Source organism: Methylobacterium sp. FW306-05-D, from assembly GCF_058782155.1.
In genome coordinates this window covers 1-12,104 of the sequence record NZ_JBYSXL010000016.1, presented here as the reverse complement: position 1 = coordinate 12,104, position 12,104 = coordinate 1, and the positions used below count along the sequence as shown (strand labels likewise).

The window sequence follows — 12,104 nt, the reverse complement described above, 5'->3', positions numbered from 1 at the left end:
CCCGGCCCGGCCACCCTTGCCCCGACGACCCTTGCGAAGCCCGGCCCCGTGCCGGGCTTCTGCGCGTCCGCAACCTGCCGAGCGCGCCTACGCGGTGTGGCTTTTCTGCGCCCTTGCCCGGCCATCGTCTCCGAAGCCTCTAAAGTTAAGCTTAACCCTCTTCCGGGACGATTCCGCCTCGCGCTAGTGTGGGCGGATTCCTCAGATGGAGTGGCTCGCAGCCGGCCTCCGGCCGGCTGCGGGATGGGCGCCGTTCGGCGTCTCATCGAAGATTCGTGGAGGCGGGACGGATCATGAGGGTCGAACGAACGGCGCGCGCCCTGCTGTGCGCCGGCTGTCTCGTCGTCGCTGCGGCCGGCCGCCCGGCCTGGGCGGCCGGGATGGGGATGGATGCCAACGCTGCCGTCTCGGGGTTCGGGCAACACACGCACAACGCGGCCGGTCTCGCGATCCTGATCGGGCTGACGGTGTTCTCCACCATCGTGGCCCTGCTGCACATGCGCGAGCGCGGCCGCTGGACCCGGCGCGAGCGCGACCTCGTCACGGAACTGTCGGCCCTGCGCGAATCGCACGACCGCGCCGAGATGCTCCTGAACGCCGAGCGCCAGCTCCTCGTCACCTGGTCGGGCCGCGGCGTCCCGAGCATCGAGGGCGATATCGGCCTCATCGAGGGACGCCACGCCCCCGGCGACGCCGATCCCGGCCTGCCCGCCTTCGAGACCTGGCTGCATGCGGTCGACGCCGATGCCCTCAGCACGGCCGTGGAGGCGCTGCGCGCCCGCGGCGCCGGCTTCCGCCTGAGCCTGCGCAGCCAGTCCGGCCGCTTCATCGACGCGCATGGGCAGGCGCTCTCCGGCCGCGCGATCCTGCGCCTGCGGGAGACCACGGACGAGAAGCGCGAACTCATCGACCTGCGCCTCACCCTCTACGAGGCCAAGCGCGGCCTCTCGGCGCTCGGCAGCCTGCTCGACGCGATCCCGCAGCCGGTCTGGCGCCGCAACCGCGACGGCGCGCTCGCCTGGGTCAACCTCGCCTACGTGGCGGCGGTGGAGGCGGGCACCCGCGAGCATGCCCTGGAGGGCGGCGTCGAACTCCTCGACCGGCAGGCCCGCGAGCTCATCGCCCGGGACGAGACCACGCGCGCGACGAGCGGCGGCCGCGCCCCGCACCGCCTCTGCGCCGTCGTCGCGGGCGGACGCCGCACCCTCGACGTCACCGAGAGCGCCATCGAGACGGGCCGCGTCGGCATCGCCGTCGACGTCTCGGAGCTGGAGAGCGTGCGGGCCGACCTGCAGCGCCAGATGGACGCCAACGTCCGCACCCTCGACCAGCTGCCCACCGCCGTGGCGATGTTCGACGCCCGCCAGCGCCTGATCTTCCACAACGCCGCCTACCGCCAGCTCTGGGGCCTCGACCCGGCCTTCCTCGACGGCCGCCCCCTGGACGGCGAGATCCTCGACCGGCTCCGCGCCGCCCGGAAACTTCCCGAACAGGCCGATTTCAAGTCCTGGAAGGCCGACGTGCTCGCCGCCTACCGCGCCGTGGAGGCCAACGAGGCCTGGTGGTACCTGCCCGACGGGCGCTCCCTGCGCGTGGTCGCCGATCCCAACCCGCAGGGCGGCCTGACCTACCTGTTCGACGACGTCTCCGAGAACATGAAGCTCGAGTCCCGCTACAACGCCCTGATGCGGGTGCAGGCCGAGACCCTCGACACCCTCAAGGAGCCCGTGGCGGTGTTCGGCGCCGACGGACGCCTCACCTTCGCCAACCGCGCCTTCGCCACCCTCTGGCGCCTCGACCCCGAGACCCTGCGCGAGCGCCCCCGCGTCGATGCCGTCATCGCCGCCTGCCAGACCCTCTCGCCCGACGAGGACCCGTGGATCGACATCCGCGGCGCCATCACGGGCCTGGAAAGCCGCGCCGGCCTGACCTGTCGCCTGGAGATCGTCGACGGCACCGTGCTCGACTGCGCCGCCCAACCCCTGCCCGAGGGCGCGACCCTGCTCACCCTCATCGACGTCACCGCCAGCGTGAACGTGGAGCGCGCGCTCACCGACAAGAACGACGCCCTGGAGCGCACGTCGCAGCTGCGCGACACCTTCGTGAACCACGTCTCCTACGAGCTGCGCTCGCCGCTCACCAACATCATCGGTTTCACCCAGCTCCTCGGCGACGAGACGGTGGGCGCCCTCAACGAGCGCCAGCGCGAGTATTCCGGGCACATCATGCGCTCGTCCGGCGCGCTGCTCGTGATGATCAACGACATCCTCGACCTCGCCTCCATCGATGCGGGCTCCCTCGAGCTCACCCGCGAGGTGGTCGACGTCCGCGCCACCGTCGATGCCGCCGTGCGGGGCCTCGAGGACCGGCTCGCCGATTCCGCGATCGCCCTCGACCTCGACGTGCCCGACGACGTCGGCAGCTTCGTCGCCGACGGCAAGCGCGTCCGCCAGATCCTGTTCAACCTCCTGTCGAACGCCGTCGGCTTCTCGGCGCCGGGCCAGCAGGTCCGCGTCGAAGTCCGCCGCAATGCCTCCGAACTCACCCTGGCGGTGGTCGACCAGGGCCAGGGCATGCCGCCCGACGTGGCCGCCCGGGTCTTCGACCGGTTCGAGAGCCACACCCTCGGCACCCGCCATCGCGGCGTCGGCCTCGGCCTCTCGATCGTGCGCTCCTTCGTGGAGCTGCATGGCGGGCGCGTCGGCCTGGAATCGGCCCCCGGGGCCGGCACCCGCGTCACCTGCACCTTCCCCATCACGGAGCCGACCGCGCGGCGGGATGCCGCCGAGTAGGACGGGCCCACCGACCCCGTGCCGCGGGAGCCTTGGGCCGGCCCGCGATTTGGTTAAGGATGCTCCGCTATGACAGCGGGGCTCCGCGCGATCCGGATCCGGCCGCGGCGGCACACGGCCAGGGAGGAATTGGGCGTTGAACGAGGATGGTGCCGACACGCCCCAGCGTGAGGTGAAATCGGCCTGGGAGATCATGCTCCCGGAGGAGAGCGCCACCGAGGATCTCGGCCGCTTCCTCGCGGGGCTCCTCGTGCCGGGGGACATCGTCGCCCTGTCCGGCGGCCTCGGCGGCGGCAAGACCACCCTCGCGCGCGCGCTGATCCGCGAGCTCGTCGGCGACCCCGACCTCGACGTGCCGAGCCCGACCTTCACGCTGATCCAGCCCTACGAGGCGGCCGACGGGCGGGCCATCGTGCATGCCGACCTCTACCGCCTGCGCAGCCCCGACGAACTCGTGGAGCTCGGCTTCGACGAGATGGCCGAGACCGCCATCACCCTGGTGGAATGGCCCGAGCGGCTCAGACCCCGCGACGCCCCGATGCTCACCGTCGACCTCTCCCTGCGGGCCGAGTTCGGCGACGGCGCCCGCTTCGCCCGCATCGACGGCAGCGGCGGCATGGCCGCCCGCCTGAAGCGGGCCCGCGCCCTGCGCATCCTCCTCGTGCGCAGCGGCTGGGACGAGGCCACGCGCGTCACCATGCAGGGCGACGCCTCCTCGCGCGCCTACGAGCGGCTGGTGAAGCCGGACGGCAGGAGCGCGGTGCTGATGATCTCGCCGCCCCGCGCCGACGGGCCGCCGGTGCGCAACGGCCGCCCCTACAGCGCCATCGTCAAGCTTGCCGAGAGCGTCCACGCCTTCGTCGGCATGGATCGCGGCCTGCGCGCCCTCGGCTTCTCGGCGCCCCGCATCTACGGCGAGGACCTCGCCGAGGGCCTGCTGATCCTGGAAGACCTCGGGTCCGAGCCGGTGGTCGACGCCAACGGGCCCCGGCCCGAGCGCTACGCCGAGGCGGTGCGTCTCCTCGCCAAGCTCCACGCCACCGAACTGCCGGGCGTCCTGCCCGTGGCCGACGGCATCGACCACGTGCTGCCGCCCTACGACCTCGAAGCCCTGGTGTTCGAGACCGAGTTGCTGCCCGACTGGTACTGCCCGGCGATCCGCGGGGCCGAACTGCCCCACGCGGCCCGATCCGAGTTCGTGGCCCTGTGGGCGGAGGTGCTCGACAGCATCAAGCCCGACCGCCCGACCTGGACCCTGCGCGACTACCACTCGCCGAACCTGATCTGGCTGCCCGAGCGCGAGGGGCTGGAGCGCATCGGCGTCATCGACTTCCAAGACGCGGTCCTCGGCCATCCGGCCTACGACGTCGCCTCGCTCCTCCAGGATGCGCGGGTGGACGCGAGCGCCGAGTTCGAGCTGCGCCTGCTCGGCCTCTACGTGCGCGAGCGCCGGGCCCGCGAGCCCGATTTCGACATGCACGCCTTCGCCCGCGCCTACGCGGTGCTGGCGGCCCAGCGCGCCACCAAGATCCTCGGCATCTTCGCCCGCCTCGACCGGCGCGACGGCAAGCCGGCCTACCTCGCGCACCTGCCGCGCATCGAGGGCTACCTCGCGCGCAACCTCAACCACCCGGCCCTGACTCACCTGCGGATCTGGCACGAGGCGCACCTGCCGCACCTCGTGCCGAAGGCCGCCGCCGAGCCGGGCGAGGGCGCCTGACGGACCCGCGAGACCCGGGCGCGGCCGCCGGACGGTAGTCCGCGCCCGCCCGAGATCGTCCAACAAGACCTCCCCGACGAGACGAAGCCGCCATGTCCGACACAGCCCCCATCACCCGCGCCTTCGTCCTCGCGGCGGGTCTCGGCAAGCGCATGCGCCCGATCACCGCCACGGTGCCCAAGCCCCTGGTGGAGGTGGCGGGTCGCGCGCTCCTCGACCACGCCCTCGACCGGGCGGCCGAGGGCGGCATCACCGAGGCGGTGGTGAACGTCCACTACCTCGCCGACCTGATCGAGGGGCATGTCGGCAAGCGCCGTTCCGCCCCGAGGATCGTGCTCTCGGACGAGCGCGAGGCCCTGCTCGAGACCGGGGGCGGCGTGAAGAAGGCCCTGCCGCTTCTCGGCGACGATCCGTTCGTGGTCTTCAACGCCGATTCGTTCTGGCTGGAGGGCCCGGAGTCGAATCTCGGCCGCCTGATCGCCGCCTGGGACCCGGCGGCGATGGACATCCTCCTCCTCGTCGCGCCCACCGCGACCAGCCTCGGCTACGAGGGCAACGGCGACTTCGTGATGGATTCCTCCGGGGCCCTGGAACGCCGCGGCGAGCGCGAGGTGGCGCCCTTCATCTATGCCGGCGTCGCCATCCTGAAGCCCGGCCTGTTCGCCGACACGCCCGAGGGCGCCTTCTCCCTCAACCTCCTGTTCGACCGCGCCATCGCGGCCGGCCGCCTGCACGGCCTGCGCCTCGACGGGCAATGGCTGCACGTGGGCACGCCGGAGGCGATCACGGCGGCCGAGGCCCGGGTGAAGTCCACGGCTCCGACGCCCTGAGGACCGATCGGCGATTCGGCGGGGCGTCGCATTCCCGGGCCGGGGATTTGGTGGCATGGAGGGTGGGATGCCGACCTCAGACGTCCCGACCGCCCACGTCTTCTCGATCCCGCCCGGCGCGCCCTTCCTGCCGACCCTCGCCGATGCCCTGATCTCGGGGCGCCTCGTGGGCGCGATCGGCGACGATCCCTTCGCGCTGGCCTCCGTCACCCTCTACCTGCCGACCCAGCGGGCGGTGCGGGCGCTGGCCGCGATCCTGGCCGCGCGCCTCGGCCACGCGGCCCTGCTGCCCCGGATGGTTCCCCTCGGCGAGGCCGACGAGGCGGAGCTGGATCTGGCCGCCAACCCGCTCCTCGAGAACGGCCCGGACCTGCTCGCCCCGGCGATGCCGCCCCTGGAGCGCCGGCTCATCCTCGCCCGCCTCGTCCAGGGCTGGGCCGAGGCGGTGGACCGCACGCTGCTGCCGATCGACGACGACGTGCCCTTCCTGGTGCCGTCCTCCCCCGCCGACGCGATCGGCCTCGCCGCCGACCTCGAACGGCTCATGGACGCGCTCACCGTCGAGGGCCTGCCCTGGGCCGAGATCGGCGGCGCCGTCGAGGCCGAGTATTCGCGCTATTTCGGCCTGACCCTGGATTTCGTGAAGATCGCCGCCGAGGCCTGGCCCAAGATCCTCGCCGAGCGCGGGATGAGCGACCCGGTCTCGCGCTCGCGCCGCCTCGTCCTGGCCGAGGCCGACCGGCTGATCCGCGACCGCCCCGCCGACCCGGTGATCGTGGCCGGCTCAACCGGCTCAGTGCCGGCCACCGCGAAGCTGATCGCCGCGGTGGCCGGGCTGCCCCGCGGCGCCGTGGTCCTGCCGGGCCTCGACGCCGACCTCGACGCCGCCGGCTGGGACGCCATCGAGACCGGCGAGGGCGCCTCCCGCGAGATCGCGCACGGCCATCCGCAGGCGATCCTGCACCGCCTCCTCGGGCCCGCTGGCCTGAACCGCGACCGGGCGCAGGTGGCGACCCTCGGCGACCCGTCCGACACCGCCCGCGCCCGCTTCGGGCTGCTGTCGCAGGCCCTGCGCCCGGCCGAGACCACGGAGGCCTGGGCCGCCCTCGACCTCGCCGAGCGCGCCCGGCTGGCGGAGGAGGGCCTGCAGGGGCTGGCCGTGGTCGAGGCCAGCGACGAGCGCGAGGAGGCGCTGATCATCGCCGTCGCCCTGCGCGAGACCCTGGAGAGCCCCGGCGCGACGGCGGCCCTGGTGACGCCCGACCGTGCTTTGGCGCTGCGCGTCGCGGCCGAACTCGCCCGCTGGGGCGTCGTCGCGGAGGATTCCGGCGGCGAGGCCCTGTCGCGCAGCCGGGCCGGGCGCCTGGCGCGCCTCGCCGCCGAGGTCGCGGCCGATCTCCAGCCGGCCCGGCTGATCACGCTCCTGTCCCATCCCTATGTCCGCCTCGGCCTGCCGCGCAGCGACGTGGTCCGGGCCGCCGCCGCCCTGGAGATCGGGACCTTGCGCGGGCCCGCGCCGGCGCCGGGCTTCGCCGGGCTCCAGCAGGCGCTCGTCGACCAGCGCGCCGCCACCGGGCGTCGGCCCCGGGCCAAGCGCCGCCTCACCGAGCGTGACTGGGATCTGGCCGCCGGCCTCCTCGATCGGCTCGAACTGGCCTTTGGCGGCTTCCTCGACACGGACCACAGCGGGGTCGGCAATCTGGTCGCCTACGCCGCCGCCCATCGCGCCACCTTCGACAGGCTGATCGACGCGGCGGAGGGCGAGGCCGTCGACGACGCCTCCCTCGGCGTGCTCGACACCCTGTTCGACGACCTGGAGATGGCCGAGCCCGGGCTCCTGCCCGGCCGCTTCGGCGACTACCCCGCCTTCTTCACGGCGCTCGCCCGCGAGCGGCTGGTGGCCTGCAGCGACGGGCGACCGCATCCGCGCCTGCGCATCCTGGGCCTCCTGGAGGCACGGCTGATGAGCGTCGATCGGGTCGTGCTCGGCGGCCTCGACGAGGGCGTCTGGCCGATGCAGACGACCACCGACGCCTTCCTCAACCGGCCCATGCGCGAGCGCATCGGCCTCAACCCGCCCGAGCGCCGCATCGGCCAGAGCGCCCACGACTTCGTCCAGGCGCTGGGCCACCACGACGCCCTCATCACCCGGGCGGCCAAGCGCGAGGGCGCGCCGACCGTGCCGTCGCGCTTCCTGCAGCGCCTGCGCGCCTTCACGGGCGATGCCGGCTGGAACCGGGCGCTGGCCGCCGGGCGCCGCTTCTCGGCCTATGCCGCCGCCCTCGACCAGGGCACCGGCCCGGCGCAGGCCCGCCTGAAGCAGCCGCGGCCGAAGCCCGATCCGGCCCTGTTTCCGCGCTCCCTGAGCGTCACCGAGGTCGAGACCCTGGTGCGCGACCCCTACGTGATCTTCGCCCGGCACGTCCTCGGCCTCGATCCGCTCGACCCGGTGGCGGCCGAGCCGGGGGCCGCCGACCGGGGCACGCTGATCCACGAGATCCTGGGCCGGTTCGCCCAGGACCATCCCGAGGCGCTGCCCGAGACGGCGGTGGAGCGGCTGCTCGACCTCGCCCTCAACGCCTTCCAGCCGATCTCCGACACCTACCCCGAGCTCTACGCCGAGTGGTGGCCACGCTACGAGCGGCTGGCCTCGCACTTTCTGGCCTGGGAGGTCGAGCGCCGGGCGCAGCTGGCGCGGGTGCATCCGGAGATCTCCGGCACGTGGGTGATCCCGATGGGGGCCGAGAGCTTCACCCTGCGGGCGCGGGCGGACCGGATCGAGCGGCGCCGCGACGGCGGGGCCTGCATCGTCGATTTCAAGACCGGCCTGCCGCCGAGCAACAAGGAGGTCTTCGCCGGCTTCTCGCCCCAGCTCACCCTGGAGGCGGCGATGCTGATGGCCGGCGCCTTCGACGGCGTCCCCGCCACCACGCGGACGCCCGACCTCCTCTACGTCCACGCCTCGGGCGGCCGCAAACCGTTCGAGCCCCTCGCGGTGAAGCCGCCGCGCGGGGACGAGCGCGAGGTCGCCGCCATCGTGGAGGAGCACGTCGCGCGCTTCCGCGGCCTCGTCGCCCGCTTCCTCACCGGCGAGGCGGCCTACACCTCGCGGCCCTACCCGAAATACGCCAAGTCCTACGGCGACTACGACCACCTCGCCCGCGTGCTGGAATGGTCGCTCGGCGGCGAAGGGGAGGGCTGAAACGCCGCGCGGGACAACGCGGATTTTGATCTTGACCAATATCGCCCGTGATATCATTATGGGAGCATGATCGTCGTCGATGCCAATGTCGTGCTCGGCGCGCTACGATCACGCAACGGAGCCTCCCACGTGGTGCTGCGTGGTCTGCTCACCCGTCGGTTCTCGTTCTCGTTCTCGTTCGCGCTCTCGCCCGCGATGGTTCTCGAGTACGAGGATGTCCTCAAGCGGCCGGGACTGCTGGGGCCGGCGCCCTGGATCGACGAGGCCGGGATCGACGCGATCCTCGACGCCCTGTACGCGACCGCCGTCCTGACCCTGCCCTGGTTCCGCTTCAGGCCGTTCCTGGACGACCCGAAGGATGATCTCGACGTCGAATGCGCCCTGGCCGCCGGAGCCGAACTGATCCTGACCCACGACCGCCACTTCCGGAAGCCGGTCCTGTCGGCCTTCGGCCTTCAGGCGATGACACCGCAAGCCTACCTGACCCGCTGATAGACACGAGGATGGGCCATGCCGAACTTCGCACTCCGCCTGCCCGACCACGTCATGTCCCAGGCCAAGACGGCCGCTGACGAGGACAACGTCTCCATCAACCAGTTGCTCGTCGCCTTCATCGCCGAGGGCCTCGGGCACCGCCGCGGCCTGAAGGCGCTCCAGGCGCGGGCCGAGCGCGCCGATGTGGACGCCGCCCTGGCCCTGCTCGACGGAGCGCCCGACGTCCCGCCCGAGCCGAAGGAGCGGATGAGGTCGGATCGATGAGCGGCCTGACCGTCCGCGAAGCCTTCGTCGTCGACGATCTCACCAAGGCGGCGCAGCGCCGGGCGGCCGATCCGCGCGCCTCGGCCTGGGTCTCGGCCAATGCGGGCGCGGGCAAGACCAAGGTGCTCACTGACCGGGTGGTGCGCCTGCTCCTCGACGGGGCGCCGCCCGCCCGCATCCTCTGCCTCACCTTCACCAAGGCGGCGGCGGCCAACATGTCGATCCGGGTGTTCCGGATGCTCGGCCGCTGGGTGACGCTGGACGATGCCGCCCTCACGGCCGAACTCACGGAACTCACCGGGGAGCGCCCATCGCGAAACACCCTGCGGGTGGCCCGGCGGCTGTTCGCCCGGGCGGTGGAGACCCCGGGGGGATTGAAGATCGAGACCCTGCACGCCCTGTGCGAGCGGCTCCTGCACATGTTCCCCTTCGAGGCGAACGTGCCGGCCCGCTTCGTGGTTCTGGACGAGACCCAGGCCGCCGACGCCTTCCGGATCGAGACCGGGAACGTGCTGGCCGACGCCATCGGCGGCCGGCATCCGCATCTCGGCGAGGCCCTGGCCGTCGTCGGCCCCGAGGCGACGGGGGATGCCCTGAGGAAGGCGATCCGCAGCGCCATGCGGGCGCGGGACGTGCTCGACAGCCGCTTCGGCCTCGACGGCCCCTTCGCCGCGCTGGCCGATACCCTCGGCGTCCGGCCCGGCGACAACGCGAAGGCGATCGAGGCGCGGATGCTGGACGGCGTCCTGGGCGACCTCGCAGAACTCGCCGGGCGGCTGCGCACCGGCAAGGCCACCGACGACGGCATCGCCGACAAGCTCCTGGCGGTGGCGGCGACGGACTCGCCCGCCGAGGCCCTGGAGACCTATCTCTCCATCTTCTTCACCAAGGAGGGCGCGCCGAAGGCCGACAAGAGCCTCGGCACCAAGGCGGTCCCCGAGGACGCCAAGCAGGCCCTGCGCGACGAGCGCGACCGCCTGGAGCCGCTGCAGGACACCCTGCGCGGCGTGCGCGCCCTGGAGCGCACGCGCGCGCTCTTCACGCTGGCGGGCGAGATCCACCGCCGGGTCGAGGCCCAGAAGGCCCGCCTCGGCGCCCTCGACTTCGACGACCTGATCCACAAGACCCTGGACCTCCTCGGCCGGGTCGATTCCACCTGGGTGCTGTACAAGCTCGACCGCGGCGTCGACCACGTGCTCATCGACGAGGCGCAGGACACCAACCCGCACCAGTGGGAGATCCTGCGCCGCATCACCGCCGAATTCGCCTCGGGCGAGGGCGCCCGCGAGGTCGCCCGGACCCGCTTCGCCGTGGGCGATCCCAAACAGTCGATCTACAGCTTCCAGGGCGCCGAGCCCCGCGAGTTCGAGACCACCCGGCGCGCCTGGCAGCGGGCGGCCGCGGGCGCTGGCCTCGCCTTCGCGGACGTGCGGCTCGAGCTCTCGTTCCGCTCGGCCGGAGGCGTCCTGCGCGCGGTCGACGCCACCTTCGGGATCGCGGAGCATTACGAGGGCCTGTCCTTCGACGACAGGGCGGTCGGCACCACCCACAGCACCGCCCGGGTCACGGCGCCGGGCACGGTGGAGCTCTGGCCCATCGAGGAGCCGGCCGACGAGCCCGAGCCCGACGCCTGGGCCGCGCCCGTCGACGCGCCGGAAACCAACGCGCCGGCCATCGTCACCGCCCGCCGGGTCGCCCGCGCGGCGCTCGCCTGGATCACCGCGGGCGACGAGACCGGCCGGGTCTGGCGCCCGGGCGACATCCTGATCCTGGTGCGCAAGCGCTCGGCGGCCTTCGAGGAGGTCATCCGCGCCATGAAGGCCCTCGGCGTGCCCGTCGCGGGCCAGGACCGCCTCGACATCGCCGCCCACATCGCCGTCAACGACCTCGTGGCGGTGGGCCGCGCCGGGCTGCTGCCGGCCGACGACCTGACCCTGGCCGGTGCCCTGAAGACGCCCCTCGTCGGCTTCGACGACGACGACCTCGTGCGCATCGCGGCCCGTCGCGACCTGCACGAGACCCTGGAGGATGCGCTGGCCCGGCACGCCGCCGCCGGCGACCCGGCCGCGATCCGCGGACACGCGGCCCTGACCTCCTGGATCGCGCTGGCGGCCTGCGAGGGGCCGTTCGGATTCTACGCCGCGCTGCTCGGCGCGCGCGGCGGCCGGCGCGCCCTGGTCTCCCGCCTCGGCGGCGAGGCCGGCGACGCCATCGACGTCTTCCTGATGACGGCGGCCCAGGCCGAGCAGGCGCCGGACGCCCCCTCCCTCGGCGGGTTCCTCGCCCGCTACGACACCGTTCCGGGGCGCGGGGAGGGCGGCCACACGGTCAAGCGCGACCTCGATTCCGGCCGCGACGAGGTCCGGGTGATGACCGTCCACGGCGCCAAGGGGCTGGAGGCCCCGGTGGTGGTGGTCATCGACGGCTGCGAGGCCCTGGGGCGCAACGACCCGCCGCTGCTGCCGCTCCTTCCGGGGGCGCAGCGCTTCGCCCAGGGCGACGCGCCGCTGCCGCCGATCTGGGCCGGGGCCAAGGCCGGCGACTGCGAGGCCGTGACCCAGGCCCGCGCCACCCTGCAATCCCGGGGCCGCGAGGAGCACAACCGCCTGCTCTACGTGGCGATGACCCGTGCCGCCGACCGCCTCGTGGTCGCGCCCTATCGCGGGCACGAAGCCCCGGGCGAGGCGGCCTGGTGCGAGATGATCCGCACCGGGCTGGAGCAGGCCTTCGGCCCCGGGGAGGGGCTGGAGACCCCCTACGGCCCCGCCACCCTGTGGCGCGACGGCGGCGCGGCGGAAGCG

7 protein-coding genes are annotated in these 12,104 nt (G+C 73.3%); all 7 read left to right on the top strand.

Going from position 1 to position 12,104, the window contains the following annotated elements:
* The first annotated feature begins 293 nt into the window (after positions 1-293).
* Positions 294-2,792 carry a sensor histidine kinase gene (locus tag AC3WLN_RS08265; protein WP_492480541.1) on the top strand — a complete coding sequence of 833 codons (2,499 nt, stop codon included), beginning with the start codon at positions 294-296 and terminating at the stop codon, positions 2,790-2,792.
* Between the two features lie 193 nt (positions 2,793-2,985).
* Positions 2,986-4,512: a tRNA (adenosine(37)-N6)-threonylcarbamoyltransferase complex ATPase subunit type 1 TsaE gene (gene tsaE / locus AC3WLN_RS08260; protein ID WP_492480595.1), complete on the top strand. Its 1,527-nt coding sequence runs from the start codon at positions 2,986-2,988 to the stop codon at positions 4,510-4,512.
* A gap of 92 nt (positions 4,513-4,604) precedes the next feature.
* Positions 4,605-5,342 (top strand): nucleotidyltransferase family protein, encoded by a 738-nt coding sequence (locus AC3WLN_RS08255; protein WP_492480540.1) that lies wholly within the window; start codon positions 4,605-4,607, stop codon positions 5,340-5,342.
* A gap of 67 nt (positions 5,343-5,409) precedes the next feature.
* On the top strand, positions 5,410-8,544 hold the full coding sequence (gene addB / locus AC3WLN_RS08250; RefSeq protein WP_492480539.1) for a double-strand break repair protein AddB: 3,135 nt from the start codon (positions 5,410-5,412) through the stop codon (positions 8,542-8,544).
* A gap of 66 nt (positions 8,545-8,610) precedes the next feature.
* Positions 8,611-9,036: a PIN domain-containing protein gene (locus AC3WLN_RS08245; RefSeq protein WP_492480538.1), complete on the top strand. Its 426-nt coding sequence runs from the start codon at positions 8,611-8,613 to the stop codon at positions 9,034-9,036.
* Between the two features lie 18 nt (positions 9,037-9,054).
* Entirely contained in the window at positions 9,055-9,303 is a 249-nt protein-coding gene (locus AC3WLN_RS08240) for a hypothetical protein (RefSeq protein ID WP_492480537.1), read from the top strand.
* On the top strand, positions 9,300-12,104 hold a 2,805-nt coding region (addA, locus tag AC3WLN_RS08235), incomplete at its 3' end, for a double-strand break repair helicase AddA (protein WP_492480536.1). The genes AC3WLN_RS08240 and addA, both read left to right, overlap by 4 nt.